Origin of the sequence: Kineosporia babensis (assembly GCF_021129305.1) — a bacterium.
GTDB lineage: Bacteria > Actinomycetota > Actinomycetes > Actinomycetales > Kineosporiaceae > Kineosporia > Kineosporia babensis.
In genome coordinates this window covers 428,857-455,020 of record NZ_JAJOMB010000003.1, presented here as the reverse complement: position 1 = coordinate 455,020, position 26,164 = coordinate 428,857, and the positions used below count along the sequence as shown (strand labels likewise).

The following is a 26,164-nucleotide window of genomic DNA, read 5'->3' as shown; positions in this document are numbered from 1 at the left end:
CGGAGGCGATGCCCCGCAGGGGCTGAGAAGGCGCACACGCGTCGAGCCTCCGGGCCTTAACTCAGACGGGTTCGTTGAACGAGGGCGTTCGGTGTTCCCCGAGGCCGACGCGGGCACAGAAGCCATCCCAGGTCCCATCGTCCATCTTGGCCTGAGCCCACCTGTCCGGCTCGTAGACGCCGTGGTCGTGGAACAACTCAAGGAAGGCGGCTCCGCGAATCTCTCGGTCGTCTTCCAGGTCGCCTAGGTCCATGGCTGAGAAGCGCCGCCATGAAGCCTGGTACTCGGCTTCGGTCAGTCCCTTGCGCTTGCCTCGCTGGCGAGGAACGTCAGCGACGGTTGGCGCGACCCGGTCTTCGTTTTTCGGCCGTGGGGCCGTCCGACTGACGCGAGGTCCAGAGTCAGCGGTCTGACCAAAGTCATGGGGATGACCAACTTCTTCTCGGTAGTTCGTCTCGGTCGTTCTTATAGAGCCTGAATCCTCGACGACTGGTCCACCGACGCCTGGTTTTCCGTTCTGGTTCTGACCTGCGGAAACGGACTCGCGCGGCACTGGCGTCTCGTGGACAAGGCTCTCGGTGGTCCAGCGCCCGCGTTCGTCGCGGACCTTCCGGCGGGTGATGTAGCCAGCCTCTTCAAGCTCGGCGAGGGCCTTGCGAATGGCGTCGCGACCCTCGTGCTTGGGTCGCTGCCGGGCGAGCGTGACCGCGTCGGTGCGCCAGTTGTCTGGGCGGCTGAGGATGTCATGCAGGACGCCCGAGGCGCGGTAGGAGAGGTTCTCGTCCCGGACGATCTCGTTCCTGAGGGTCAGGAATCCGCTCTCGGGACGCGGGCTGCGAACGATTGGCACGGTGGTCCTATCCGGACCCTGGCGCGCATGCGAAGATGGTTCCGCAGCGATCCCAGGTCCTTAGACGGCGATGGGTGTTGCTGTCGCCCGCGAAGGCCCCAAACCTTCGCGGGCATCTGTATTTCTACCCCGAGGTCATTCTACAGGTCGACCGCTATCCTGACCGTGGCTCATCGCATGGCCTGCCGTGAACCCGCTTGGACTGACCGCCTCGATAGGGGCCGGGCGCAAGGGCGATCGGCCCCTATGGGGAAGCGAGGCCATGCGGGGATTCGAGGCGATCCCGGGGTGCGGGACTTGGGCTGCAGGCTGACCCGCACCCCGGGGCATCCGGGCATAATCGTTGTCGGGTTGGGGAACCCTGCGGCTGAAGGAACCCCCGATGGCGAGACCGGTCTACTGGCCCACGAACGATTCCCTGGTCGCGAACACCTACGGCTTCCCGGTGGCGAACGTCCCGGTGCGTATCTGGTCGGCTCGTCATGGCGGTGTGCGGCTGCTGGACCTGCAGTTGGTCGACGAGGCTGGGGTGCCGGTCGCCGCGGTCCTGAACGGGGTCCTGACGTCCGATGCGGACGGGATGATCCCGGCCTTTGCTGGGCCGGACAACGGGCCGTCAACAGTGTGGGCGGACCACGGGCACTCCGGGACCAGGCTCGCGTTGACGGCGGACCCGAAGAGCACCGGGGGCGGTGGCGGCGGCGGTGGAGTGTCGCCCGGGGAACTAGCAGCGGCACTGGCGGTGAAGGCCGACAAGACCACCAGCATCACCGCCGGGACCGGACTTGCTGGCGGGGGAGACCTGACCACGTCCCGGGCCCTCGCCGTCGTCTACGGCACCACCGCGGGCACAGCGACGGCGGGGAACGACTCGCGGATCACCGCGATCCCCGGACTGCTAGCTGGCAAGGCGGACGTGTCTGCGCTGGCCACGAAAGCCGATCTGGCGCTACTGGCGTCCAAAGCCGACCTCGTCGGCGGCCTCGTCCCCAACTCGCAGATCCCGCCGCTGGCCATCACCGACGTCTGGCCCGTCGCCAACCAGGCCGAGATGCTCGCCCTTACTGCCCAGCGCGGGGACGTCGCCGTACGCGCCGACAACGGGCGCACCTACATCCTCCGCTCCAATACGCCCACCGTGCTGGCGGACTGGCTTGAGGTCCAGGCCGTCGGCGCCGTCACGTCTGTTGCGGGCAAGGCGGGGAACGTGATGCTCGTCGCCGCAGACATCGCCTCCGGGGTGTTCGACGTGGCCCGGCTCCCCGTCGGCACAACCACGGGCACCGTCGCATCAGGGGCCGACCCCAGGTTCGCAGCGCTGGCCGCAGCCGATGGCGAGCTCGCCGCCGCTGTCCAGGCTCTCGAGCAGGCCGACACCGAGCACGCTGCAGCCATCGACGCCCTCACCCAAGCTGACGCAGAGCTCGCCGCCGAGGACGGCATCCTGCACGGACGCATCGACGACCTCGCCGCCCGCGTCACCGCATTGGAAGGATCAACACCACCAGCGGCCGAGCCACCGGGGGCGCCGACGAGCGTGGTTGCGCAGCCGGGAGTGCGCCGGGCCGGGGTGTCGTTCAACCCGCCGGCAGACAACGGCGGGGCCGCGATCACCCAGTACGTCGTCCGGGCATCCACTGGCCAGCAGGCGACCGGGAGCAGTTCGCCGATCCTCGTTACGGGCCTCACGGAGGGCGTAGCGGTGACCTTCACTGTGGCCGCCCGTAACAGCGCCGGGGAGGGCCCGCAGTCGACCGCCAGCGCCCCCGTGACGCCGATCGCGCCCCCGGTGACACCCGACCCGCCTCAGTACGAGCACGCGCTTGGGCAGGCGTCGTTCACGTCGTCGTCGGACACGCTGACCCTCACCACCACGCAGGCGGCAGCGGCAGGCGACAGCATCATCCTGGCGATCGTCTGCAACGGAAACCCTGGCTCGATGGCCGTCGTCGACTCTTCCGCGAACGTGTACGGCGCGGACGGGGCGCCGGTCACGAACGGCACCGCCACCGCCGTCATGATCTACAGCAGCCTGCTCGTCAACGCGCTCCCGGCCGGGTCGACGATCACCATCACCTTCGCCACCGCCCGCAACCTCGCCGCCGTCCAGGGCCACGTCTTCTCCGGCCTCCCCTCCACCAGCGTCGACGGGATCGGCGTCGGCACAGCCAACTCCACCGCAGCACTGAGCACCGGGCCCGTCACCACGTCCTACGACGGGGACCTCATCTTCGCCGCGTGGGCCATGGCCGCCGGAGACGAAATCCCCGACTTCGAGGCAGGGGACGGGTGGACGGCGGCCGGCGCATCCGGTGCCGTCGGTGGCTCGTCCCGCGTGCTCTTCACCCAGTACCGGATCCTGCCCACGGCGGCCACGATCGTCCCCGAAGCGGAAGTCGACTCACCGAAGAACTGGGCGGGCATCGCCCTCGCCTACCCTCCCGTCGACACGTCAGATCAGGTCGGGTCCGGCGCCACCGGTACCTATACGACTCTTCTCGAACTCCAAGCTGCTGCGTCGATCGCGATCCAGGGCGACGTCATCTCCCTCGCACCGGACACCGTCTACAGCGGCAAGCTTCAACTGGCCGGGCTCCGGGGAACGGCTGCTCATCCGATTCTGATTCAGGGTTCGGCGACGTCCATCATCGACAACGGTTCCCCGTCGAACACGGGGTACCCGCTCCACCTGGACGACTGCCACTACGTGCATGTTCGCGGCTTCCAGGTCCGCAACTCACAGAAGGGCATCATGGTCGACCGGTCCCTGAACTGCGTCCTCGAAGACCTTGAAGTGTCCCAGATTGGCCATGAGGGCATCCACCTCCGCAACGAAACCAGCTACTGCATCGTGCGTCGCTGCCACGTCCACCACACCGGCCGCATCGACCAGCGATACGGCGAAGGGCTCTACTGCGGTACCGCACAGTCGAACTGGGGCGCGGTCCAGCGTGTCCCCGCAGCGATGCGCGGCTACCCCGACGTGTGTGTCGGGAACCAGTTCATCGACTGCAACATTCATAACGTCACCGCCGAGTGCATGGACTCCAAAGAGGGAACCTACGGGTGCGTCCTACGCGGCTGCACCTTCGACGGGACCGAGATCCAGGGCGCGAACTTCGCCGATTCTTGGGTGGATATCAAGGGTGAATCCTGGGTCGTCGAAGGCAACACCGGGAACGTGATCATGACTAACGCGTTCGAAGTCCACGAGATCGACAACTTCCCCGCCCAGTTCCGCAGCCCCTACGTTGATGGTCTCGGCAACTCACACCCGGCCGTCCGCAGTGGCCGCGCCAACATCTTCGACGGCAACACCGGCAACGCCGCACCAGCCACCGGATACGGGTTCATGGTCTCCCTCGGCGAAGGGAACGTCGTCTACGACACGAACAACATCATCGGCGCCGCAGCCGGCATGTCCGACGTCGCGCTCACGCCCAAGCCGTAATGCGGTCCGCCCCGCCGGATTGATCAGTCCAGACGGGGCGGGGTTGGTCGTTCGCCGCGGTGCACCACGACCGGCATGACGACCATCGCCGAGCAGACTGTAGGCGCACCGGTCTGCCAGCAGTGCCACAGCCAGGATAGCGAAAGCCCCGGCTCGGTAGAAGCGAGCCGGGGCAGGAAGCGCCTCGCCGGGGCATCGGGCCCGGGCCAGCACTTGCGGCCAGTCTAGAACCTGTCGCCAGCATCTCCGCCCGACCACGAAGCGTCCGCGTCGCACGTGAAGCACCCGACTTCGGTTCGCGGGTGCCGCCGCATCGCGTCCAGATGCTGCCTGCAGACCGGAACCCGCGCCGAATGGCCCGCTGTGCACACAACGCGGACGAGTGCGTGGGCAGGACGCTGGCACGCGCCCCGCTTGAACAGCTGGAAACCGAACACCACGACACTGGTCCGCCCGACAGCGCACTCCCGGTCGCCGTCATCAAGCAGCGCCTCAAGGTCGACGTCGACACTCGCGTCCGTTGCCGTCGTCATCGTGCGGCCAGTTCCGCGCGCAGTCGCTTGACCTCTTCCAGCAGTGGGGCAACGTCCCGCTGGGACTCGTCGAAAGCCTTGAGGCGGTCGTCTTGGTCCCAGCCTTCAAGTTCGGCCTGCCCGGCCGTGACGGCACGGTCGTGGATCGCGGCCAGATCAGCGTCCATGAGCGGAGGCTCGACGCGACGAGCCTGTTCGGGGATCCACCCGAAGTGCGCGGCCGTGTTGCTGAGGATCTGCGTCAGCTGCCACGTCATCGCGAAACGGCCCTGCTGGATCCGCAGGCTCTTCACGAGGTCGCCGTCGTCGTGGCGCTCGGTCGCGGCCTTCCAGTCCGAGAGCATCTCCACGAGATCGACCAGCGTCATGCCGTTCACGCCGTCCGGGTGATGCTCCGGGTGGTGAGCATTCTCGGCGTAGTGGTGGGCGAGCGCCTCGCCCATCTCCGCGAGGCTCGCCTTGTACTCGTCCGACCCGTACGTGAGCGTCTTCAGCCGCGGGCTTACGACATCGAACACCTCCACCTCAGGCGGCAGAGTCTTGCTGCGGTCGTGGCAGGTCGACCGGTCCAGCACCTCATGCACTAGCTGGACCATCAGTTCGCCCACCCGCTGCGAGTGGATCAGGGTGTCGACGCGCGGATCGTAAGCGGCCTCAGTCATAGACCAATGATGACGCACATGCGCGCGGCCGTGAGAGGATGACCGCGGGGTTGGGACGTCCTAATGGCGCGTCTCAAGGGTGGTAGCGGTGGCTGAGTCTCTGCCGACGGCTCCCCTTGGCGTTGTCTCGAACAGCATCACCGGGTCCTGGTGGGGCTCCGGGATGGGCGCGATCGACGACCAAGAACACATCCCGGACCTCCTCTTTCCGCGATCCGTGTCGACGTACCGGAAGCTCCGCACGGACGCGACGGTCTCATCGAACCTGAAGGTCTACAACACCCCGCTGACGAAGCTGAAGTGGCGGATCGACCCCCGCGGTGCGTCCGACGAAGCGGTTCGCGTCTGCGCCGACTCCCTGGGGATGCCGATCCTCGGGATGGACCAGGAGCCGGGCGAGTACCGCCGCAAAGGCGTCCAGTGGAGCGAGCACCTACGGCTCGCGCTGCAGTACCTCGTTTACGGGTTCATGCCGTTCGAGCCCATCTACGAGGTCCGCGACGACGGATACGCCTACCTGGCAGCGCTCCCCGAACGCCTGCCGTCCACGATCACTGGCATCGAGGTCAACGACGACGGCACCCTGAAGCACGTCACCCAGGCCGGGCGGCCGGGCGACAAGCGGTACGGACCGCAGGGCATCGAGATCCCCGGTGCGCGGCTGCTCTGGTACGTCCACGAACGCGAGGGCGCCGTCTGGACTGGGCGAAGCTTCCTGAGGGAGTGCTACTCGCCGTGGACGTTGAAGTGGGAAGTGCTCCGCGCCGACGCCATCGGGCTGCGCAGGTTCGCCGCCGGGACTCCCGTCATGGAGCCGAACGCGGGCACGAACCCGTCCGAGGCGCAGATCCGAGAAGCGCACAACATGGCGAAGGCCATCCGGGTCGGCGAGGAAGGCGGCGCCGCCACCCCGGGTTTCACGCTGCGGATCAAGGGCGTCGAGGGAACCCTGCCGGACGCGATGTCCCGGATCCGCTACTACGACGAGCAAATGGCTCGTGCGGTCCTGGCGTCGGTGCTCGACCTGGGCTCGACCAACTCCGGGAATCGCGCGCTCGGGGACACGTTCTCGACGCTCCTCGCCGACGGGGTTCAGGCCATCGGCGCGGCCATCGCCGACACGGCAACCGAACTGTGCCGCAGGCTGGTCGACTACAACTTCGGCCCGGATGAGCCTGTCCCCACCATCGTCGCCTCGGACGTAAAAGATGACCCGCAGATCATCGCGGGCACCATCGGATCACTCGTCTCCGCCGGCGTCATCACTCCGGGCCCTGAGCTTGAGGCGTACGTCCGTGAGGCGTACGGGCTCCCTCCGGCGCCGGGCGGCATGGTCGGTTTCGAGAACGAGCCCGATCCCGAGGCGCCCCCGGTCGAGGCAGAGCCGGAGCAGGTCGCTGCCGCTGGCGGCTTGGACCGGAATAGGGGCAACGCCGAGAATCTGCGCCGCGCCTACCTGACGGGTGCTCTGGCTGCCCGGATTCGCTGGAACTCTTCCGGGGACTGGTCCAGGTGTGTAGCGATCGCTGCCAAGCACATGACCAAGCGTCAGGCCGAGGGTTTCTGCGCCAACAGACATAAAGAGGCCACCGGGCAGTGGCCGGGCAAGGGTCGCGTGCACGCTGCGGAGGGCGATCCGTACCGTGAGCCGACTCCCGCCGAGCGGGCTGCGGGGATCGATCCGGCGGCGATCGACGAGGACCACGACGCGCTGGTGGCGTTGGCAGAAGCGGCTGTAGCGGCTGCGGTTGCTGCGTGGGTGGCGGCGTCTGCTGCGGCCTTGTCTGCGGCGGTGGGCGGCGGCCTCCTGGCCCTGGCGCGCGTCACCCTGGACCTGGCCCCGGAGGGCGTTGCTGAGGCGCTGCGGGGTGCGATGGGGCTCGCACGTCGGGCCGGGGTAGAGCAGGCGCTCGGTGAGGCGCGACGCGCTGGCGGACCCCGCATCAACCCGGACAACGCCCCCGACGGTGGCGCGGCCGAGGAAGACGCCGAATGGGCAGACCTCCTGGCCGAGCGAGGCGCTGGCGCATTCGAGGCCATGGCGAAGCGTGCGGCGCAGCAGGCCGATCCGGACGCGATCGAGCAGGCACTAGAAGACGCAGCGCGCGGCCCCTGGTTCGACGCCCTCGTCTACGACGCCATCAACTACGCCATGCTCGGCGGCAGGTTGCAGGCCATGCAGCACGTCATCGACGCGACCCCGGGCACGACGTGGACGGTGTTCCACAGCGCGCTTCGTGACAGGTCCTCATGTTCCGCTTGCCTTGAGCACGACGGCACCCAGTACCCCGACATTGTCGCGGCACTCGTCGACTTCGGACTGGGCCGGTACCGGGCGTGCGAGGGCTGGTCCCGGTGCCGCTGCATTCTGGCAGCCAGTCCGATCGGGCCGCTACAGCAGGGCGATCCAGCGTTCTTTAGGGGGCCGTTGTGAAGTTCCCCAAGATCCGGTTCAAGACGTCCCTCGACATCGCTGGTTTCGACCTGTACTTCAGCGCGGGCAACGACTCCGAGGCCGAGCGGGAGCCGCAGCAGCAGGGCTCTACATCCGGCGATCTGTCGTTGGCGCCGCACTGGGACCACGACACCCGCGAGCCCGTCGCTCGCATCGGATTCACCGCGAAGGAATCACCGTGAACATCTTCAGCTTCGACGCCGAAACGAACGGCCTCTACGGGAGTCACTGGGCGATCGGCGCGGTCGTCCTGGACGAGCAGGGCGAGGTCGTCGACCAGTTCGGGGAGATGGTCGACCCGGACATCTGGGTGGACGACCCGTGGGTGCGGGAGAACATCGTGCCGGTCGTCGACCTGCCGCGCGTGGACACCAACCAGCAGCTGCTCGAGAACTTCTGGCAGTTCTGGATGCGGCACCGCGAGACCAGCCTGTGCGTCGCTGACTTCGGGCATGTGGTCGAGGCGCACCTGATGCGGTCCTGCGTGCAGCTTGACCACGAGGCCAGGCAGTGGAAGGGCCCGTACCCGATGCACGAACTCGGGACCGCGCTCCTGTTCGCGGACATCGACCCAGACATCAACCGCCGCGAGTTCATCGGGCGTCCTGACCTCGTCCAGCACGAACCCGTTCACGATTCGCTCGCCGCCGGGTTGGGCTGGCTGAAGGCACGAGCGATGGTGGAGCGGCCATGACGCGGACCGCTGTGGCCGCTGGCAACGAGATGCCCTTTATCGGGCGTCAGGGCAAGCCGTGGAACTCGGGCGCGCGGCCCCCAGTCGGCGCCCGCCTGGAGCACCTCTGCGAAGTCATGCACGACGCATACGAGAAAGCCGCTGCAGGGAACGGTTGGGAAACCCAGGCAGCCAGTCGGAAGCCGTGGACGGACGTCCCGGAAGCCAACAAGGCAACGATGCGGGCCGCAGTCACGGCGCTGCTGAAAGAACTGGAGTCCTAATGCCCCTGGTCAATCGTTCCGGGATAGAGCTGGCGAGAGTCGGCTCGTGGTCGGCCAGCACCGGCCCGTGGAACTGCACGCGGTCCCAGCTCGCTGACGCTGTACGCGCCTACCAGTCGGGGCACTTCCGTGCGCCCGTACTGAAGCGCGGCCACACCGATGACCGTTTCGCCGGCGACATCCAGGCCACCGGAGATGGCGAACCCAGCCTCGGGGTCGTGAAGAACCTCCGCCTCGCGGATGGTGGCGACTCCCTGATCGGTGACCTTCTGGTCCCGGAGTGGCTGGATGAGGAACTCCCGGCGGTCTACCCGTCGCGGTCGATCGAGGCCGACCTGGGCGTCGAGACGAGCGACGGGCAAACCTGGGGGATGGTTGTCACGGGCCTCGCACTGCTAGGTGTGACGAAGCCTGCGATCCAGTCGCTCGCCGAGATCCCGCAGGCCGCCTCGGAGCCCATGCAGTACCTGGCCGCGATGAGCCTGGCTGCGAGCATCCCGCTTGAGGCGAAGTGGAACGTCGTGTTCGACGAGAGCAAGCACAAGCGGGAGGGCGGCAGGTTCGTCTCCAAGGGCTCGGGCTACTCGGCGAAGAAGGATCAAGCGCCGCAGGTCCGGGCGCTCCAGAAAGAGTTGATCCGTCTCGGTTTCCTGGACGCTAAGTCTGGGAAGAACGGCGGGATCGACGGGCTCTTCGGTCCGGCGACTGAGGCTGCAGTGAAGGCGTGGCAGCGGCAGTCGGGAAACATGGCGACGGGCCGCGTGACGCCGGCGCTGCTGTCGACGCTGAAGTCCGCGAAGAAAGGCGGCAGTCCGGCGAAGCTTACGTCCGACCGGAAGGCCGCACGGAAGGAAGCCCAGCGCAAGGGCAAGAAGTTCGACCCCTCCGACGAGCGCGTGAAGGCCGACCTGCGTTCCAAGAAGCAGAAGGTGAAGGCCGCCGCTGAAGAGCAGGTCGAGGGCTTGGATCTGACCGTCCGGGAGGTCCTTGCCGATGACGTCGTGTACCTGGACCCGGATGGCCTGTCGTGGGTCGCTGATGTGGACGAAACCGACGACGGGGGAGTCGAGATCGGAGAGCTCGCCCCGGTCGCCGTCACGTACACGCCACTGGCTGCAAGCGAGTCCGCGCTGGCCGCTCACCGCATGCACAACTCGGTGGTAGCATCGGCCGTGGGGTTGGGACATCCAATTGGATCGTCCCTAGGAGCAACAGCAGTGGACATCACGCCGCAGATGCGTGAGGCCCTCGGCGTCGACGAGCAGGCTGACGAAGCGGCGATTCTCGCTGCCCTCGAAAAGCTGAAGTCCGCCGCTGGCCCGCCCGTCGAAACACCCAAGGATTCGACCGTCGTCGAGACGCCCGCAGTTCCGGCTGTCGTCGAGCATCAGAATGATCGAAGCTTTGGTCAGACGGATCGAATCGAGGCATCTGGCGACCTCGAAGCGCGACTCACCGCGAAGTTCGAAGCGAAGCTCGCCGCATCGGTTGGTGTGCTCGAGAAGACCAACGCGACCCTCGCCGACGAGCTCGCCAAGGTCACCGGGGAGCTCGCGACTCGCAAGCAGGCCGAGGCCGTCACCAAGCGCGAGACCCTTCTCGCGTCCGCCGTTCAGCAGGGGAAGATCACCCCGGCCGACAAGGACCACTACGGCGCGATCTACGACACCAGCCCCGAGGCGGCCGAGAAGCTGCTCGCTTCCCGGGCTCCCGGGTCGGCGGTGCCGCTGTCCGCGATCGGGCACTCGAGCGACGTGCAGCAGGACGACGAGTTCAAGTCCCTGATGGACGCGTGGAACTCGGGGGTTGGCAATGCCTGAGTACACGCCCACCTACCTGCCCGGCACTGAGGTCACCTTCACTGCCGGAGCTGACATCGTCGGCGGTCAGGTCGTGGTCCTGTCCACGGACAACACCGTGATCCCGTCCGCGGGCGGCAGCAACAAGGTCGTCGGGATCGCCACGAACGACACGAAGGCCGGTGCGCGCCTCACGGTTTCTCGAGGCGGCGTCCAGAACCCGCTGACCACGGCCGCGATCGCCGCAGGCACCAGCTTCAAGTCCGCTGCCGCGGGGAAGATCGCCGCGTGGGTCAGCGGTACCGACCCCGCCGACCAGCTCCTCGGTTTCACCCTCACCACCGCCGCAGCGGCAGACGCCCGGCCCGACGTTTCCTGGAGGGCCTGATGCCTTACCCCGCAGCACCGCCCACCCTGGCCGGCGAAATCATCACGATCAACCGGGCACTGAAGAACCCGACCGTCGTGCAGAAGCAGATCGAGACGATCGCGGACCAGCAGATGGTCGGCGAGAAGCTCCTGACCGGGCGCGTGACCGCGCAGGGCGGAACGGTCCTGTACGGCGTGGACACGTCGATGGACCTGGACCGCGGCCCGCGTGCCGTGTCGGCGGGCGCCGAGTACCCGCGGGCGCTGCCGAAGGAAGACGTTGACGCGATCGTCTCCACCACCAAATACGGTGAAGACGTCCCGCTGACCGACGAGAAGATCTCGCGGGAGCAGTGGGCTGGCGTCAACCAGCAGATGGCCCTCAGTGTGAACACCACGGTCTCGTTCGTGGACTCGGTGATCCTGTCGGTGGTGTCGGCTGCGGTCACCCAGACCCACGCGGCGACCGCCCAGTGGTCCAACGCGGCCACGGCGAACACCTTCCGCGACGTGATGCTCGCGGTCGCGAAGATCCGCAACCAGGGCGGGAAGACAGCCCGGTACAACCCGTCGGTGCTCCTCACGGACTTCATCTCGGCGGCGTACCTGACGTCGGATCAGAAGATCGTGCAGAACATGCCCCGCGAGTCCGGGAACAACATCATCCAGTCCGGGTACTTCGGCCGGCTGGGCGGTCTCGACATCTGGGGCGTCCCCGAGGACTCGATGCCCGCCGGCGTCGACGCTCTCGTGGCCGACCCGAAGCAGCTCGGTTTCATCGCGAACGAAGACATCCAGAGCCCCGAGTACCAGGGCGCGTACACGGGCATCCAGTCGTACGTGCGGCGGGACCCGAAGGCCAACGACCAGTACCTGATCCGGACCCGCCGCGTGTTCGCTGCCGCGGTCAACAACCCGTCCGCCGCCATCAAGATCACCGGGACGAAGTGATGACCGACGAAACCCCGGACACCAAGCCGGACGACAAGCCTGCCGCGACCCGCAAGCCTCGCCGGACCACCCGCGCGCAGGCTGCCCGGGCCGAAGCGGCGAAGGCCCAGATCGACGTCGAGAAGGTCGCTCTCGACGCGGCTGAGTCGTTCCAGGTCGTCTACCCGACCGGCTACTCGTGGCATGTCGGCCCGGACGAGGACGAGATCTCGTACGAGATGGGCCCGGACACCGTCTGGGTTGACGTCGTCGACGAGCACGTGACCGTCCCGAAGCACGGCCTGTTCCGGGCCACCAGCTTGAAGCAGCTGGAAGAGCTTCGGGTTCTCGCGGGTCAGGGAATGCTGGCCCGCACGTTCGTGCCGCAGAAGGCGGCCGAGTAAAGCTCCTGCGTCTCGCGCGGCTGTGGCGGCCTCCCAACCCCAACCTCGGTTGCCGACCGCAGTGCCAGTTATGGAGCAGGGCTGGCGCCGCGCGAGACGCAGGGAAAGACCAAAACGTAGGCCCGTGATGGCGGGAGGGCAGCATGTCAACGGCGTACCCACACGCTGTGGACGTGTTCCCCGACCGGCATGACGGGCCTACGTCTGTGATCCGGGCCGGACACATCAACGACCTCCAGGACGCCATCACGGCCGTACAGGAGACGTTGGGTGTGAACCCTGCCAACGGGTCGGCGTCCGTGGCTGATCGGCTCTCGCAGATGGGTGTTATCCACGCGACCGCCGACCAGCCCCTGTCGTCGCCTCTCGCGGTCACGTTCACTGAGACTGGACACGTCAGGCCCATCTCGGCGTTCGACCCGGCCGATGCGGGACAGCTCGTCATGGTGACGTGGACCGCCGCAGCGGAAGCTGGGGATGAGGTCGCGCTCATCACTGGTGGATCGCTTCCCTGGCCCGCTGGTGGTCTCACACCGGGGCAGGCCCTGTACCTGCGCGACGCCGGGCAGCTCTCGCCGCTCCCACCGATCGGGGCCGCGTTCCTGCAGATCATCGCCGTCGCTCTAGAGCCAGACCTGGCCTGGGTCGCACCCCAGGCCCTCATCTTGATGTGACCAATCGAAAGCCTTTCCAGCCGCGCTTGAAGCGCGCGTGAAGTAGGGGGACTCCCATGCCAGCGAAGACATACCTGCAGCAGGTCGCCGGACGACTCAAGCAGATGCCGTTCACGACCGTCTCGACCGGCGCCGCGAATGGCGGCGACGGTGTCGGTCTCGGTGATGACGGCAAGCTTCACCAGAGCCTCCTGCCGGACGGGTATGCGCCGGCGACGTGGACTGGCGTCGCGTCGGAGGCGATTGCGGCCGGGCGCCTGGTGAACATTTACCCGGACACTGTTGGCGGGCAGCCGGTTACTCGGGCGCGTCTGGCTGATGCTTCGGCTGCTGGGAAGCGGGCGTGGGGGTACGCGCAGCAGGGGGCGTCTGCGGGCTCGCCGGTGACGGTGTGGTTCGGGGGCGCGAACTCGGCCGTTTCGGGTCTGACGCCGGGCGGTGATGTGTTCCTGTCGGCGACGACGCCGGGCGGCGTCACGTCGACTGCTCCGTCGGGTGCGAGCCAGGTTGTGCAGCGGGTCGGCGTTGCTGGTTCGGCCACGGCGTTCATGTTCTCGGCGGGCTTGGAGATCGAGCTCGCCCCGGCTGCGGCGTAGTGCCTGATCGTCGGGTCCGGATGACGGCCGCTGGCAGGTTCCGGGCGGTCCCGGACTCGTACGCGTACCAGGATGGGACGCCGATCCCGGGGAAGGACTGGTGCGGGACCGCGGTTACCGATGCGTCGGGGGTCGCAACGTTCACTCTCCCGGCCGGCTACTTCGCGGCGGTGCATTGGGTGGGTCCGACGGTCGTGCGCAACACCGCATCCCCGGCACAGTTTCCGGCGCCGTTTGTGCTCTCCTACTCGACGTCACAGGTGAAGGTTCAGGTGGGGGAGTCGAGGACGACGGGCGTTCTCCTGCTCAACACACAGGTGGAGGGCCTCGAAGCGTCACCGGCCGGGATCACGGTCCTACTCAAGGTGCGTGGAGTGTGAAGCAGTGGGTGTCCGACAGTGGCCGGTCAAGCGTCGACGAGGGTGGGTTCGCTGGGCAGGACGGGGCCGTGTACGGCGAGTCCGCCTATGGGCAGGTCGCGTACGGCGCAGAGCCGATGCCGCCCGCGACCGTGGATTGGAGTGTGACTCGTGATCGTTGACGTGGGCGACACCCCGACCCTGACGTGGCGGCTGCGGGATGATGATGGCGAACCGATCGTCCCCACCCTGGTCGTCGCCGATGTCCGCGATCCGGCGGGGCAGATCACGTCTCTGACTGTCGGATCCGATGGTCCCGGAAACTTCAGCGTCCAGCCGCCGATCACGGTGGAGGGCGACTGGCGGGTGACGTGGCGGTCCGTCGGCCCCGACCAGGTCGAGGTCGTCGGCATCCACGCGTTCCCGGCCGGCGAGGCCGCAGTGTGGGCGCCGACGCTCCGGCAGGTCGCCGTGCACATCCCGTCCCGGACAAGGTCCCAGGACTCGTACGGCGACGACGTCAACCGTCCGCTGGGGACGTTCACGGAGGACACGTACCCGACCGGGGATGACGTGTCCCGGCTGATCGGCGCCTCAGTGGCGGTCGTTTCGGGGATGGTCGGCCGCCCCGTGGTGACGCCGGCTTACGGTCTGGCGTCGGCGGCAACAGCGTTGTGGGCGGCGTATTGGGCTGAGCTGTCTTGGCCTGAGCGGGACGCTGACGTGAGTCTCGCGCAGCGGCTGCGGGAGGATGCGCTGCTGCTGGTCGAGCAGGCAAAGGCAGTGAATTTGGGTGCGGGTGGCGGTACAGAGAATCAGCCGGACCCGGATGGCTTGCCTGATCGCCTGGTCTCGTTCAGTTTTCCGGCGCCAGGGCCGCCGCTGATCCTGTAGCCTGATGCTGGTTCGACAAGGTGGCTCGACGCTGGGCATGGACGCCCGGAAGCCCCGACCTCCCCCGTGGGTCGGGGCTTCCGCTGTTTGCGGGCTACGATCTACGTGGGGTTGGGATTCCTTCGAGCAGGGGAGTTCCCGTGGCAGAGCAGCAGCAGGCGCCAGTGGATGATCGTCCGGCGACTTTCGCGGAAGGCGTGCCGGTTCCGACGGTGGTGCCCGAGACGCCGGGCGCGGTGTCGGTTGAGGCGCCGACCGACGAAGAGACCTGGATCGAGTTCAACACGTACGAGGTGCTGGCCGATCTGTACGTTGATGGGGCCCGAGCCGTGAACAAGGGTGGAAAGGTTCCCGCTTCTCACAAGATGGTCCCGATGTGGGAAGCGCATGGCCTGATCCGCCGCATCAACCACGCCCCGGCACCCGCACCCGCAGCCGAGGCCGGAAAGTCGACCCCGACGGCGGCCGAGGAGCCCCCGCAGCCGGCGAACCCGGAGGCGGCGCGTCGGGCCCGCAGGGAGCGCGACTCCTGATGGGTGACGTGTGGATCGTCTTCTGGATCGGCTTGTTCGCGTACCTGATCGCTGCCGAGGTGCTGAGCTACCGGGCGCGGGTGAAGAGGATCGAGGCTGGGTGCGTCTGCAAGGAGGCGGACGGCGGCGCCTTGATTGACGTCACGGTTGAGCGTCGTGGGGCTGGATCCGAGAGGGTCTGATCGTGGCTGAGGTTCTGGTCATTGTCGACGAGGCCGTCTACCAGTCGCTGTTCTCTCCTGCGGGGCCGGTGGCGGCTTTCGTCGCTGAGACGACGGAGAAGGTGTACGACCGGGCCCGTGAACTGGCTCCGGTCGGCAAGCCGTCGAAGACGCCTGAGGGGCATCCCGCGGGCTGGCTGAAAAGCCAGATCGCGTGGGCGTTCGTTGGCGACCTTGAGGGCATGGTTTCGACGTCGGCCGTGTTGAGTAAGGCGTCATCGCGTCCAGGCGACCCGTACGCGCGCTGGATCGAACGCCCGGAAGAGCGACCGTGGGCGCCGCCGCCGTTCGCACGGCAGGACAAGCCGTATTTGATTCCTGCGCTCACCGATGTCTTCGACGCACTGGGGGGACGATGACCGAGGACCGCATCGACTGGCTGGCCGTCACGAACTGGGTGGCCCTGCGATTGTGCATCGCGTACTTCGTCGTTGAGGGCGTGGCGGCGCTTCCAGCGGTGTTCCCGTGACCACGGGCATCACTTTCGACGCTGAGGGCGTCGTTCTCTCCTGGGCCCGCAGTCTTCCGGGTCTGATCGGGAAGGGCCGCCCGCTGGTCGGTGTGCACCTGTCCGAGGTGCGGTCGCCTCAGATGGGTGCGATGGCGACTCTGCGGGTGAGTAACGCGGACGTGGACCAGGACGGGCTCGGGCATTCGGCGCCGATCACGTTCGAGGTGAGGGCGAACGGGGGCCAGGACGGCGCACGTCGTGAAGCGCAGCAGGGCGCCCGCGCTCTCGCCGTAGAGGTCCGTAAGCTGACCGGGCAGCCCGTCATTGTGCAGACCCATGAGGGGTCCGTGAAGATCCGGTGCGCGCACACCGTCCAGGGGCCCCTGTTCTCCGGGCAGATCGGCGGCGAAACCGCTTACCGGATGTCCGCCGTGTTCGTCATGCAGGACGTCTGATCTGAGAGACTGGCCGCATGGTTGGGGATTCGCTCGGCGACCGCATGAAGGCATACGAGGCGGAGCAGCGTTCGATGCTGTCTCCGCACTCAATCTCCGTGCTGCGGGTTGATGGCCGCGCCTTCCACAGCTGGACTCGTGGCCTGCCGCGCCCGTTCGATATGCATCTCGCCGAGACGCTGGACGCCACAGCGCGGGCCCTGTGCTCGGAGATTCAGGGCGCCGTGCTCGCCCACTCGCAGTCTGACGAGATCAGCGTCATCTTCGCTGACCTGAACCCAGAATCGCAGCCGTGGTTCGGTGGCGTCATTCAGAAGCAGGTGTCGATAGCCGCTGCGCTGGCATCGGTGACGTTCAATGCCCAGTACCCGCGCGGCATGGCGTCGCCTGCCCTGTTCGATGCCCGAGTCTTCACCGTGCCGAGCGCGGTAGAGGCCGCGAATTACCTGATCTGGCGCCAGCGCGACTGCATGCGGAACTCGGTGTCGATGGCCGCGCAGGCGGCGTTCTCGCACAAGAAACTGCAGGGCAAGGGCACACGCCAGATGCGCGCAATGCTCGACGAGGCAGGCAAAGACTGGGGCCGACACCCGCAGCGCTTCCGGATGGGCGGCGTCACAATGAAGCAGGCGGGCGAGCAGGAAGTCACGTACGTCGACAAGCGTGACCAGCAGGAGAAGACGACGACCGCGATGCGCTCATGGTGGGAGACGACTGCAGCGTTGGAGTTCTCGGTGCAGGGACTACTGGACGTGTTGCCGGACCGTGAGGCCATAACCGCCTGACAGCGGGTACTCTGTGCGTGGGAACGGCATCTAGGTGCCGCAGAGGTTGGGCCGTAGTCGGCCAGCACCAGCACGACGGGAGTAGCTCCCGCCGGGGTTGGAGCGCAACCTCTGGAGGCACCCTTGCCTGCCGCAGTCGTCCCTCATGCCACAGCCGTCGGTCCCGGTTACTTGTACCGGGCTGTTCTCGGCTCCACTCTTCCCACGATGACCGCCGCTGGCGGGGTTTTTACTGACGCGTGGCCGGTCGCGTGGCAGTTGTGCGGTGTGACCCGCGACGGATCCCAGTTCAGCTACGAGGTGACGTCTGAGGGCATCACCGTGGCCGAGTACCTCGACCCCCTGGATGAGGTTGAGGTCAGCCGCGCGATTGGTTTCGCGTTCGACCTAGCCCACGTCACCGACCGAAGCTACGCCCTCGCGTTCAACGGCATCTCGAGCACGACCGTCAGCGGTACCGGTCCGACGACCGTCACCAAGCTCGGCCCGCCCGCCCTCGGTGCCAGCGTGAAGACCATGCTCGGCTGGGAGTCCCAGGACTTCACGCAGCGGTCGATCATGTACCAGTGTCTGCAGTCCGGCAACATTCAGATGAGCAACCAGAAGGCACCGAACTGTCAGTCGCTGCCGCTCACGTTCAAGGTCTCGCAGCCCAGCACCGGTGACCCGTTCAACATTTGGCTCGCGGGCACCGGTCGTCTGGCGGCTGCCTGATGCCGAACCTTGGTGACTTCACCCCGGACATCCGCACCGACATCGCAGACGACCCGGACGTCTTCACGTTCTGCGGTGAGGAATTCGAACTCCCCGCCACCAGCGGCGCAGGCTCGTTCTTGCAGTTCGCGCACAAGATGAAGCTCGCCCAGGAGCAGGCCGAACGAGGCGACGCCGCGGAGAAGCGCGCCCGGACCGAAGAAGGCCGCGCCGCAGCCAGGGCCGAGAAGGTCCAGTCCGACATGAACGCCATGTCGGCCGTCTACTCCCTCTTGGAGGGCGTACTCGGCGAAGGACAGATGGACCGGTTCACGCGCGCCGCGGACCGGTACGGCGTCCCCTCCGAAGAGATCTTCTCCATCGTCAACCGCCTCGAAGCGGCGGTCGCCGGACGCCCTACGAGACGGTCCAGCGACTCATCGGCTGGGCCATCGACGACTGGGCCAGGCTCAACGGACGCTGGCTCTGGGCGCACGGCCCCGGGCACCGAACTCCTCACCGAGCCGACGGATTCGTTTCGGCCGTTGACGCCGGCGGAGCAGCAGCGGGCGAACCTGCAGAAGCATCTCGTGGCCACGGGTCAGCTGGCCTCGCAGATCTGACCCTGTCTGCGTTTCTCGATGTCGTCTACGCCGCGCTGATCGAAGACCTCCCCCCGGAGGTTCGAGCGCAAGTGGACGAAGAACTTGCCCTGCCGCTCGGCGTGACGGGCAAGGCCATCGAGGACGCGCACAAGGAGTGGATCGCCGCACAAGGGTGGTGATGACGCATGGCTGAAGCCGTGCCCCAGGTCGCAGTCGCCTACATCCTCGTCAAGGCGCGGGATGCTGGCGCCCGCGAAGACATCCGCCGGATCGGTGAACAGTACGGCGAAGACGCAGGCAAGGCTGCCGCGAACCGGTTTGGGAAGTCTTTCGCCGCGAACTTGTCTGCCCAAATGCCGCTCATCAAGGCGGCGATGGCGAAAGCTGGGCAGGAGGCCGGGCAGGCTTTCGGTGATGCCGCCGGGAAGCAGGCAGCCCAGTCGATGGGCGACAAGCTTCGGGAAGCCGCAACCCGGATCACCGTCACCGCTACGGATCTGGGGCGCGGGTTCGGCCGGAACTTCGGGCAGATCGCTGGCCGCCAGTCGGGGCTGGCTCTCGAGGCGGGGATGGGCCGCGCCCTGTCTGCCGGTGCACTCCGGGCTCTCGGGCAGCGCGCGGGGGTCGAGTTCGGGGATTCGTTCGCTGAGGCTGCGGGCCGCCAGCTGATGGACGGGATGCGCCGGCAGATCGAGGCGCAGGCCGCCCGGATCACGGTGACGGTCCAGGATCTGCCGGGTCTGGCGGTGGGTGCCGGGCAGGCGGGCGAGGCTGCCGGGCAGCGGTTCTCGGACACGTTCAGGGCGACGGTCCGTAACGCGATGCGGTCTGACGATTCGGGCGGCGCGTTCGCCGTGTACGGGCAGGGCGGCGCCGACTACTTCCTGCATGGGCTGCGGTCTCGGCTACGGGGGATGCGGGACGCGTTCACGAGCGGACCGTCGGCGTTCCGGGACGTGTACGGCATGTACGCGACGTACGGCCGAGGATCCGCGCAGGCATTCCGGGACGGCTTCAAGAACTACGGGCAGGCTGCGTTCCGGCTGCTGTGGGACGACCCGCGGGTCATGGCTGGTCGGACGTACGCGCGAGCCGGGGCGTATGCGGCTTCCCGGTTCGCGGATGCGTTCGTTAAGCCGGTCAGCCGGGGCGCGGAAAAGATCCTCGAGTCGAGTATCTACAAGGGCGTCAACGGCGGAATCGCGAAGGCCCTGGCTGGGGTTGGCGGTGGAGGCGACGGAGGCGCCTTCAAGCGCATCTTCTCAGTGTTCGGGATTGGCGCGGGTGCGGCGGCGATCGCCCCGGTCGGGCCTCTGCTGGCGGGGACTGCTGCTGCGGCGGTGGACTTGTCGGGCGCGTTGGGTCTGCTGCCGGGCGCTCTGGTCGCGGTCGGTGTCGCTTCAGCGACGATCAAGGTTGGCGTTTCCGATGTCAGCGAAGCGATCGAGGCATCATCGGGGAAAGCGGAGGAGTACCGGGAGGCATTGAAGGGTCTGTCGTCGTCGGCGCAGCGGTTCGTGAAAGCCGTTGTTGCGCAGAAGGACGCGGCGAAGGATCTGCAGCAGTCCGTGCAGAACCGCCTCTTTCTCAATCTGGGCCAGGACGTTCGAGCACTGTCGGATCGGTACCTACCCATCCTGCAGAAGCGCCTCACCGGTACAGCGGGAATCCTCAACGACGCCACCCGCACCGTCGCCAAGTTCTTGGACTCGGGGGACCGCGGCACCCAGCTCGACAAGATCCTCGTCAACAGCAACCGCGCTATGCGGAACCTGCTGCAGTCAACGCGTCCTGTCACCGCGGCACTGCTCGACATCACACAGGTCGGATCGAGCTTTCTTCCCGACCTCGCAGAAGATGCCTCCGCCTCGATCACACGGTTCGCTCGAAAGATTCAGGACGCCAAAGACTCCGGGGACTTGAAGGAGTACTTCCGGGAGGGCATCGACGCTGTCGGCGATTTCGCGTCCGCGCTGGGTGGCGCCGGCCGGATCATCTCGGGCGTGTTCGCTGCTGGTGGCGGGGCATCATCGGCGCCTCTCGAAACGCTAGCCCGTGGATTGAATTCCGTCGCGGACGTCGTGAACACGCCGGGCTTCCAAGCAGGCCTGTCTAGCTTGTTCTCGGCGATCTCGACAGGCGCACAGTCGGTGTTCGATGCGATGCCCCGGGTGGGCGACGCCTTGGTGGCCCTTGAGCCGGCGATCTCGTCGATAGTCCGTGGCTCGGGTGCTGCTCTTGGGTCGACGCTGGAGACGATCGCCGATGCTGCTATCGCGGTCGCCCCCGCCATCGAACGCGCGGCCGGAGTTTTCGAGCAGGTCGCCCCGTCGCTAGGGCCAGCGATCGCCGGACTCATCGGCCTCAAGGTCGCCCTCGCCGGTCTGGCGAAAGTCCAGGCGGGCGTTTCGTTCCTTCAGGCTCTCCCGGACCGTTTCCGCAGGACGGGCGACGAGGCCGAGAAGGCCGGAAAGAAGGTCGGCCGTTTCGGTGGGGCGGTGGGCGCCGTAGGGAAGGCTGGTGGCGCCCTCGCTGCAGGGTTCATCGGACAGCAGATCTTCGGGGCATTCGCCGAGGAAGCTGACGCTTCACGTACCCAGATCACGGGCCTGACCGGCGACTTGAAGAACTTCAGCGAAGGCATCGACGTGGGCAACGTCGGCATCCTTGGAGAGAACTTCTCTGATCTTGGGAAGCAGCTACGGGAGGCATCTGACCCGTCGATCGGCCGCCAGTTCACCGACCTTCACGGAAAGGTCGCATCGTTCCTGACGTCGACCCTGACGGGCGGCAAGAGCGACGGGTCCAGCGCCCCCGGGTTCTTTTCGCTCGGCACTGGCGTTTCGGGCGACGGCGGGAAGCAAGCCACGGAACTTGCGAAGGCTCTCCGGGAGACGGACGCGGCGCTCGTGAGCATGGTCGAGGGGGGCGACGGAGACGCAGCCGCCGCCCTGTTCAACCGGTTGAACACTGAAGCCATCAAGGGTGGCAATGGCGTCGGCGATCTCGCAGCAAGGCTCCCGAATTTCACGGCCGCACTGCAGGCTTCGGGTGGGTCCGTGGATGAGACTTCAGGGAAGGTGAAGTCTCTCGCGACGTCGCTGCAGGAGCTTGCGCAGAAGACCACCGACTATGCGAGTGCTGCGTTGACAGCGCGTGGTTCGGCGCGGGACTACCAGACGGCTCTGTTGGATGCGCGGGATGCGGCGAAGGCCAACGGAAAGACCTTGGACGACACAACACGGGCGGGGATCGCCAACCAGGCTGCGCTTGACAACATCGTCGCTTCCGGCATCGCGATGGCGAACCAGTTCAAGGGAGAGGGCGCGGGCGCTCAGCAGAAGTTCGCTGACTCGTTGAAACAGACGCGGGCCGACTTGGTCCTTGCGGGGACGCGCTTTGGTCTGACGCGGGATGCGGCACTGAAGTACGCCGACTCGGTCCTGGCGATCCCGAAGCAGTCCCGGACCGACATCCTGGGCGACATCACGGATCTTCAGCGGAAGATCGACGACGCCAAGCGACGCCTGAAAGACAAGGATCTGACTGACCCTGAACGCACGAAACTTCAGGCAGATCTGGCTCGGTTCCGTGAACAGATCCGGCAGGCCAAGAGCTACCTCAAGTCGATCCCAGACGAAACGGTGAACCTGTTCATCTACTCGAACCGGATCACGAGGATGCGGGAGGAGGCTGGGGGAGGCGTCCCGCAGGGTTCCATGATTGGTGGCCTGATCGACAGGCAGACGCTGCAGCGGCGGTTCACCGGCGGCCTCGTCAATCCGCGCCTCGGTGGCCCTCGACAGGACAATGTGCCGCTGCTGGTGTCGGGCGGCGAGTTCGTAATGAACGCGTGGTCCACCCGGCAGCCGGGCGTGGAGCCACTATTGAGGTACATCAACACGGTCGGCAGGCTTCCCGAAAAGATCCGGAAGATACAGGGGTACGCGTCAGGCGGGAAGATCGCCGCTACCGGTTCGGCTGGGATGTTCGACCTGACCCGCAGCCAGCCGCAGCGGATCGAGCGGACGATCGTCGCGCAGGGCGGCCAGCGGCAGGGGTCGGGTCCGTCGTTCTCTCGGATCCACCCGGACGACCTGGCGGTCCTGGCGCGTCTGGCTGACCGGCCGATCTGGGTGCAGATGAATGACGGTTCGATCGCCGGGCAGGTTGTCCGAGCGGGAGGTTACTCGTGACCGCGATCCTGCAGATCGTCGACGGGCTGAATGGTCCGCTGGTGATGGAACTCAACCGTGTGTTGAACGGGCAGGGTGGCCTGATTGGTCGCGGCCACAACTTGGCCGAGGGTCAGTTGGCGGGGTTCGTTCAGGGGGAGGCGCAGTGGTCTCCGCTGTCTGGGCAGACGGCGTTGGGTAGGCGGACGATCTCGATTCCGGTGACGTTGTGGGAGCAGTCGCATGACCTGCTCGGGCAGCGGGTCTCGAAGCTGATGCAGTGCACCAGTCAGCCGTGGTGGTTGCGGATTCGCCGGTCGGGCGGGACGCAGAATTCGTGGCTCAGGTGCTTCCCGTGCACCCCGCAGATCGAGACAGTGATCTCGGCATCGAATTCGGCGCCAGTGGCTCGAGGTCAGATCGTCGCGGAGACAGACCCTTACGCGTACGGGGCGCGCGTTGATGGGGGCGAGGTCCTTGTACCGCAGGACCCCCTGAATTCGTCCGCGTGGAAGCGCGACATCCTCGACGTGCCGGGCGATGCGATCACTCCACTCCTGCTTCGACTGAACGACGAGGCCGCATTCAGTGCGGCTTTCGGCGCGTTCGTTTCGATGCGACGCAGGCAGACCCCAGCAGAGGTGTACTCGTCGAAACTGATCCGGCAGGCAGAGTCGTCAGCGAACACGCGGGCCGGGACACCGGGTGAGATCACATTCACCACGCTCACGGGCGACGCCGCACTATCTCAGGATGCTGGGGTGCGGGTGAACTTCCTGTCCGGGTATCCGGCCGGGCGGTCGGGTTCGATCACGTTCGCGGAGCCGACGTTGACGGGCGCGAATGCCGTTGGCACGTACCGCATGTTCGTCCGGGTTCGCCGGAACGGGAACGCGAACAACCAGCACTTGGTGATGCGCGCGTTCACGAACAACTCGAACCTTGCGCCGGACGAAGTGGTTGTCCCGGCCGGTGGTGCCGCTACTCGACTCGTGGACCTAGGGCTCGTGCAGTGGCCTTCCGCGCAACCGGCAACGATCATGGCGCCGATCCCGACACCGAGCAACGCCGACGCCACCCCCGTCACCCTGCAGATCTGGCGACGCTCTGCCGGTGCTGCGACCGTCGACATCGACTACATGATCTGGGTTCCGGCCGACGAGGACTCCGGCTACCTGGAGACCGACAGTGCCCTGCTGCAGCCGGCCACCCAGTTTGTGAACGTGGACGGCTTCAGTCATCAGGCGGTCTTGACGTCGTCGGACCCCCGCGGCCCGCACGTGATTGTCGGTCAGGGCTACGGGGCTAATACTCCGACTCCTCGCTGGGTTGGGGGCGCGCCGCATGTACGCCCGGGCAACAACAGGTTGTTCATCGTGGCGGGGACGACAGCGTCATCTGTTTGGCCGAAGGGTCGTGACATTTCGGTGCGGTACTCGTACTGGCCGCGTTTTGCTTGGCTTCGGTGAATCATGGCGCATGTTGGTAGCGGTACGAACCCGAGTACGTCCACGTTCCCGGGGTTCGCGACCGACCCTGGAAGTCTCGGCGAGGGGCCGGTTCCGGAGCCGCCGGGACCGCCGACGGGGATCCCACCACAGAGCGCGCTGATCGTGGTGGTGAATCCGCCGGCGGGCAAGGGTGCACCGATCGTCCAGGAGTGCCCGGCCGATTTGCAGTTCACGAACACGGCGCCGGGGGGGTTTGAGGCGATGAACTGCACGCTGGACTGGCCAGATAACACGCCCCCGGTTGGCTTGTACACGGCTGCGACGGCGGCTGTCATCGACCGTCGGACGGGCGAATACTTGTGGTGGGGGCATGTTGTCGACCCCGGCTACACGAAAACGGGCACCGGGGCGAGTAGGCGTATCGCCTGCCAGGGCTTCCAGACAGTGTTGGACACGCAGGCTGGCGCGGTCGGGTACATCGACCGGGACCAGTCCCAGTGGCGCCTCGCACGTGACTACAAGGCCGGTTCGGCGCAGATCGTGGACGACATCAGCCTGCCCCAGCACCCGCAGGATTGGGCGGACCCGTCGCTGTCACTGATCGAGATGGACATCCCGGAAGGGTCGCGCCTGTACGCGTCGCCGACACGGACCACGATGACGATGACGTACCGGCCGCCCAAGTTCTCGGCGAACAAGCAGGACATTGTCTGCATCCAGGGGACTTTTGACGGAACGAACGACGCCGCGTACCGGGTGAAGGTCCGTGTAGCGACGCAGGCGGGGACTGTGCAGACGGTCATGGACCGCGACTACGGCGGCAGCCCAGTGCATTTCCGGCTGCGCCTGGGCGCTGGGGACTGGACTCAGGTCGGATCACGGGTCGGGCAACTGCAGTGGGTGTACGACGGATCTGGGGCAGGGCTCCCTGCCCCCAGGGACTATTACCTACGCTTCGGCAATCTGGCTGTCGTGTTTGACCGCGTGAACGCTTCCGGTGCGACCGTAATCGACCCCGGGACGGACGTCACGACCGGCGATATCGTCCACGACTTGTGTGGCCGGATTCTCTTCGGTGACCTCTTCATTGACGCCGCCCCGTCCGCGATCGCGAAGCCCGACACGAAGGTCGAGCAGGCCACGTGGTGGGACGGCGCGACAGTACGGCAGATCATGGAATGGGTCGGGGAGATCGAAACCGACTACTACTGGGCTGTGTGGGAGCCTAGGTATGGGGTGAAGGGACCCGACCCGGCGCGGTTCGAGTACCGCAGTTGGCTGACCGCGCCCCGGTACATCATCCCGCCGGGCGCCGCGAAGGTCGAGCTTGCCGGTGGCGCCGACGACCTCGCCACCCACGCTCTCGTCACGTACCAGACGTCAGCGGATGTGCCGGCGTCCGTGGTGGTGGCCGGGCAAGCTCCGGAACTGGAGGCGGCTGGGGTGAATAGGATCGCGCATATCGACTTGACCCCTGAGGGTGCCCTGACGGAGCGGACCGCGAAGTCGAAGGGCCTCAGTGCGCTACGGGCCCGGAACGACCAGCGGACCAGCGGGACGGCTCTGGTGACGTCTCCGGTGATGGATGTGCGGACGGGCCGGATGATCGAGCCTTGGGAGATCCGCGCGGGCTGGAACGTGGTGATCGCTGACGGGAACTTTCGCGCGGACGGCGGGCACCCGTACTCGCTCACGGGGAGCAGGGACGGGCGGACCACGTTCCGGTGCACGTCCGCCCAGTACTTCGTGTCGTCCCGGGGCATGGAGCTCGCCTTGGACGGTGGTGGGCGCAACCTGTTCCGGCGGACGAGGATCCCTCTGCCACGGTTGAGGCGGCCCGCCCGCAAGCGGTGACCTGCGGC

At 66.9% G+C, this 26,164-nt stretch carries 25 protein-coding genes; 23 read left to right on the top strand and 2 right to left on the bottom strand.

Annotated elements, in window-relative coordinates:
• Positions 1 to 61: 61 nt before the first annotated feature.
• On the bottom strand, positions 62 to 850 hold the full coding sequence (locus LR394_RS07900) for a helix-turn-helix domain-containing protein (RefSeq protein ID WP_231439989.1): 789 nt from the start codon (positions 848 to 850) through the stop codon (positions 62 to 64).
• A 529-nt stretch (positions 851 to 1,379) separates the two neighbouring features.
• Between LR394_RS07900 and LR394_RS42775 the strand changes: the two genes are divergently transcribed.
• Positions 1,380 to 4,301, top strand: a complete 2,922-nt coding sequence (locus LR394_RS42775; protein WP_231439988.1) for a right-handed parallel beta-helix repeat-containing protein — start codon at positions 1,380 to 1,382, stop codon at positions 4,299 to 4,301.
• Between the two features lie 529 nt (positions 4,302 to 4,830).
• Here the strand turns inward: LR394_RS42775 and LR394_RS07890 are convergent.
• Complete coding sequence (locus tag LR394_RS07890) at positions 4,831 to 5,496, bottom strand: DUF5662 family protein (RefSeq protein WP_269328785.1); 666 nt, start codon at positions 5,494 to 5,496, stop codon at positions 4,831 to 4,833.
• An 88-nt stretch (positions 5,497 to 5,584) separates the two neighbouring features.
• On the opposite strand from LR394_RS07890, the gene LR394_RS42770 reads away from it, so the two are divergent.
• From LR394_RS42770 to LR394_RS07780, 22 genes are all read left to right on the top strand, one after another.
• Complete coding sequence (locus tag LR394_RS42770; RefSeq protein ID WP_231439986.1) at positions 5,585 to 7,930, top strand: phage portal protein family protein; 2,346 nt, start codon at positions 5,585 to 5,587, stop codon at positions 7,928 to 7,930.
• Positions 7,927 to 8,133 carry a hypothetical protein gene (locus LR394_RS07880; protein WP_231439985.1) on the top strand — a complete coding sequence of 69 codons (207 nt, stop codon included), beginning with the start codon at positions 7,927 to 7,929 and terminating at the stop codon, positions 8,131 to 8,133. Before LR394_RS42770 ends, LR394_RS07880 begins: the two co-directional genes overlap by 4 nt.
• Positions 8,130 to 8,645 (top strand): hypothetical protein, encoded by a 516-nt coding sequence (locus LR394_RS07875; RefSeq protein ID WP_231439984.1) that lies wholly within the window; start codon positions 8,130 to 8,132, stop codon positions 8,643 to 8,645. Before LR394_RS07880 ends, LR394_RS07875 begins: the two co-directional genes overlap by 4 nt.
• Positions 8,642 to 8,908, top strand: coding sequence for a hypothetical protein (locus LR394_RS07870; protein ID WP_231439983.1), 267 nt, complete (start codon positions 8,642 to 8,644; stop codon positions 8,906 to 8,908). The genes LR394_RS07875 and LR394_RS07870 overlap by 4 nt, the downstream gene beginning before the upstream one ends.
• A complete protein-coding gene (locus LR394_RS07865) occupies positions 8,908 to 10,728 on the top strand; it encodes a peptidoglycan-binding protein (RefSeq protein ID WP_231439982.1) in 1,821 nt (606 codons plus the stop codon). The genes LR394_RS07870 and LR394_RS07865 overlap by 1 nt, the downstream gene beginning before the upstream one ends.
• Positions 10,721 to 11,095, top strand: coding sequence for a capsid cement protein (locus LR394_RS07860; RefSeq protein WP_231439981.1), 375 nt, complete (start codon positions 10,721 to 10,723; stop codon positions 11,093 to 11,095). The genes LR394_RS07865 and LR394_RS07860 overlap by 8 nt, the downstream gene beginning before the upstream one ends.
• Positions 11,095 to 12,027: a phage major capsid protein gene (locus LR394_RS07855; protein WP_231439980.1), complete on the top strand. Its 933-nt coding sequence runs from the start codon at positions 11,095 to 11,097 to the stop codon at positions 12,025 to 12,027. Before LR394_RS07860 ends, LR394_RS07855 begins: the two co-directional genes overlap by 1 nt.
• Positions 12,027 to 12,410: a hypothetical protein gene (locus LR394_RS07850; protein ID WP_231439979.1), complete on the top strand. Its 384-nt coding sequence runs from the start codon at positions 12,027 to 12,029 to the stop codon at positions 12,408 to 12,410. Before LR394_RS07855 ends, LR394_RS07850 begins: the two co-directional genes overlap by 1 nt.
• Positions 12,411 to 12,553: 143 nt before the next feature.
• Complete coding sequence (locus tag LR394_RS07845) at positions 12,554 to 13,084, top strand: hypothetical protein (RefSeq protein WP_231439978.1); 531 nt, start codon at positions 12,554 to 12,556, stop codon at positions 13,082 to 13,084.
• A gap of 56 nt (positions 13,085 to 13,140) precedes the next feature.
• Complete coding sequence (locus LR394_RS07840; protein ID WP_231439977.1) at positions 13,141 to 13,680, top strand: hypothetical protein; 540 nt, start codon at positions 13,141 to 13,143, stop codon at positions 13,678 to 13,680.
• Between the two features lie 20 nt (positions 13,681 to 13,700).
• Positions 13,701 to 14,060, top strand: a complete 360-nt coding sequence (locus tag LR394_RS07835) for a hypothetical protein (protein WP_231439976.1) — start codon at positions 13,701 to 13,703, stop codon at positions 14,058 to 14,060.
• Between the two features lie 150 nt (positions 14,061 to 14,210).
• A complete protein-coding gene (locus tag LR394_RS07830; RefSeq protein WP_231439975.1) occupies positions 14,211 to 14,933 on the top strand; it encodes a hypothetical protein in 723 nt (240 codons plus the stop codon).
• Between the two features lie 140 nt (positions 14,934 to 15,073).
• Positions 15,074 to 15,466 carry a hypothetical protein gene (locus LR394_RS07825; RefSeq protein ID WP_231439974.1) on the top strand — a complete coding sequence of 131 codons (393 nt, stop codon included), beginning with the start codon at positions 15,074 to 15,076 and terminating at the stop codon, positions 15,464 to 15,466.
• Positions 15,466 to 15,648 (top strand): hypothetical protein, encoded by a 183-nt coding sequence (locus LR394_RS07820; protein ID WP_231439973.1) that lies wholly within the window; start codon positions 15,466 to 15,468, stop codon positions 15,646 to 15,648. The genes LR394_RS07825 and LR394_RS07820 overlap by 1 nt, the downstream gene beginning before the upstream one ends.
• A gap of 2 nt (positions 15,649 to 15,650) precedes the next feature.
• A complete protein-coding gene (locus tag LR394_RS07815) occupies positions 15,651 to 16,046 on the top strand; it encodes a hypothetical protein (protein ID WP_231439972.1) in 396 nt (131 codons plus the stop codon).
• A 106-nt stretch (positions 16,047 to 16,152) separates the two neighbouring features.
• Positions 16,153 to 16,593 (top strand): hypothetical protein, encoded by a 441-nt coding sequence (locus LR394_RS07810; RefSeq protein WP_231439971.1) that lies wholly within the window; start codon positions 16,153 to 16,155, stop codon positions 16,591 to 16,593.
• Between the two features lie 17 nt (positions 16,594 to 16,610).
• Positions 16,611 to 17,378: a tRNA(His) guanylyltransferase Thg1 family protein gene (locus LR394_RS07805; protein WP_231439970.1), complete on the top strand. Its 768-nt coding sequence runs from the start codon at positions 16,611 to 16,613 to the stop codon at positions 17,376 to 17,378.
• 267 nt (positions 17,379 to 17,645) lie between these two features.
• Positions 17,646 to 18,092 (top strand): hypothetical protein, encoded by a 447-nt coding sequence (locus LR394_RS07800; RefSeq protein WP_231439969.1) that lies wholly within the window; start codon positions 17,646 to 17,648, stop codon positions 18,090 to 18,092.
• The gene (locus LR394_RS07795; protein ID WP_231439968.1) at positions 18,056 to 18,694 is read left to right on the top strand and encodes a hypothetical protein; all 639 of its coding nucleotides are present in this window, start codon (positions 18,056 to 18,058) and stop codon (positions 18,692 to 18,694) included. The genes LR394_RS07800 and LR394_RS07795 overlap by 37 nt, the downstream gene beginning before the upstream one ends.
• A 167-nt stretch (positions 18,695 to 18,861) precedes the next feature.
• The gene (locus LR394_RS07790) at positions 18,862 to 22,872 is read left to right on the top strand and encodes a hypothetical protein (protein ID WP_231439967.1); all 4,011 of its coding nucleotides are present in this window, start codon (positions 18,862 to 18,864) and stop codon (positions 22,870 to 22,872) included.
• Positions 22,869 to 24,320, top strand: coding sequence for a hypothetical protein (locus LR394_RS07785; RefSeq protein WP_231439966.1), 1,452 nt, complete (start codon positions 22,869 to 22,871; stop codon positions 24,318 to 24,320). The genes LR394_RS07790 and LR394_RS07785 overlap by 4 nt, the downstream gene beginning before the upstream one ends.
• Before the next feature lie 3 nt (positions 24,321 to 24,323).
• Complete coding sequence (locus LR394_RS07780) at positions 24,324 to 26,156, top strand: hypothetical protein (protein WP_231439965.1); 1,833 nt, start codon at positions 24,324 to 24,326, stop codon at positions 26,154 to 26,156.
• Positions 26,157 to 26,164: the final 8 nt, after the last annotated feature.

Coding starts and splice junctions, on each gene's coding strand:
- LR394_RS07845 (WP_231439978.1), top strand. CDS start 12,554: ATGTCAACGGCGTACCCACACGCTGTGGACGTGTTCCCCGACCGGCAT.
- LR394_RS07820 (WP_231439973.1), top strand. CDS start 15,466: ATGGGTGACGTGTGGATCGTCTTCTGGATCGGCTTGTTCGCGTACCTG.
- LR394_RS07855 (WP_231439980.1), top strand. CDS start 11,095: ATGCCTTACCCCGCAGCACCGCCCACCCTGGCCGGCGAAATCATCACG.
- LR394_RS07805 (WP_231439970.1), top strand. CDS start 16,611: ATGGTTGGGGATTCGCTCGGCGACCGCATGAAGGCATACGAGGCGGAG.
- LR394_RS07860 (WP_231439981.1), top strand. CDS start 10,721: ATGCCTGAGTACACGCCCACCTACCTGCCCGGCACTGAGGTCACCTTC.
- LR394_RS07870 (WP_231439983.1), top strand. CDS start 8,642: ATGACGCGGACCGCTGTGGCCGCTGGCAACGAGATGCCCTTTATCGGG.
- LR394_RS07835 (WP_231439976.1), top strand. CDS start 13,701: ATGACGGCCGCTGGCAGGTTCCGGGCGGTCCCGGACTCGTACGCGTAC.
- LR394_RS07840 (WP_231439977.1), top strand. CDS start 13,141: ATGCCAGCGAAGACATACCTGCAGCAGGTCGCCGGACGACTCAAGCAG.
- LR394_RS07780 (WP_231439965.1), top strand. CDS start 24,324: ATGGCGCATGTTGGTAGCGGTACGAACCCGAGTACGTCCACGTTCCCG.
- LR394_RS07890 (WP_269328785.1), bottom strand. CDS start 5,496: ATGACTGAGGCCGCTTACGATCCGCGCGTCGACACCCTGATCCACTCG.
- LR394_RS07790 (WP_231439967.1), top strand. CDS start 18,862: ATGGCTGAAGCCGTGCCCCAGGTCGCAGTCGCCTACATCCTCGTCAAG.
- LR394_RS07865 (WP_231439982.1), top strand. CDS start 8,908: ATGCCCCTGGTCAATCGTTCCGGGATAGAGCTGGCGAGAGTCGGCTCG.
- LR394_RS07850 (WP_231439979.1), top strand. CDS start 12,027: ATGACCGACGAAACCCCGGACACCAAGCCGGACGACAAGCCTGCCGCG.